The sequence below is a fragment of the Solimicrobium silvestre genome (assembly GCF_002976435.1).
Lineage (GTDB): Bacteria > Pseudomonadota > Gammaproteobacteria > Burkholderiales > Burkholderiaceae_D > Solimicrobium > Solimicrobium silvestre.
In genome coordinates, this window is record NZ_PUGF01000065.1 from 1 (window position 1) to 950 (window position 950).

The window sequence follows — 950 nt, forward strand, 5'->3', positions numbered from 1 at the left end:
TGGTAACAATCGACGGCAGTAAATTCAAAGCGGTGAATAACCGTGACAAGAATTTTACCAAGGGCAAAGTCGACTATCGGATGAAGGAAATTGAATCCAGCATCAACCAATACTTAACCGAATTAGACACCGCAGATCGCCACGAACCGGAGATCAAACAAGCACGTACCGAGCGACTACACCAAAAGATCGCCAAGCTCCAAACGCAAATGAAACAGCTTGCCCATATCAAAGAGCAGCTCGACGACGCACCCGATAATCAATTATCCCAAACCGATCCCGATGCACGCTCGATGCGCACGCGCGGCAGCGGTATTGTCGGCTACAACGTACAAACCGCGGTCGATACCAAGCACCATTTAATCGTCGCACACGAAGTGAGCAACGACGGCAACGATCGCGATCAATTATTCAATATGGCTACCCAAGCACGGGACGCAATGGGAGTCAAAGAACTCACCGCTATCGGTGATCGAGGCTATTACAAGAACACAGAAATACTGGCCTGTGACCAAGCTAATATCAAAGCGATTGTCGCCAAGAGCGTGACATCGAATGCCACCTCCGATGGACGCTTCGGCAAAGACGATTTCATCTACGATGCGAGCAATGATGTGTATCGCTGTCCAGCCGGTCAACAGCTAATTAAACGCATGACCGTTGTTGAACGCGGAATAACTTCACATAAATACTGGGCATCTGGCTGCAAAACGTGTCCGTTAAAAAGCCAATGCACACCAAGTCCCCAACGCCGCGTATCACGCTGGGAGAATGAAGCAGTACTAGACGAAATGCAGCGCCGTTTGGATCATTTCCCGCAAGCGATGCGCATCCGCCGCGAAACAGTTGAGCACACCTTCGGCACGATCAAATTCTGGATGGGCACGCAGCACTTCCTAATGCGAACGCTAAAACACGTGGCCACCGAAATGAGTTTGCATGTGCTGGCG

1 protein-coding gene is annotated in these 950 nt (G+C 50.3%); it reads left to right on the forward strand.

Annotated features, from left to right (window positions below):
• On the forward strand, nt 1-950 hold a 950-nt coding region (locus tag S2091_RS23740; protein WP_105534450.1), incomplete at both ends, for an IS1182 family transposase.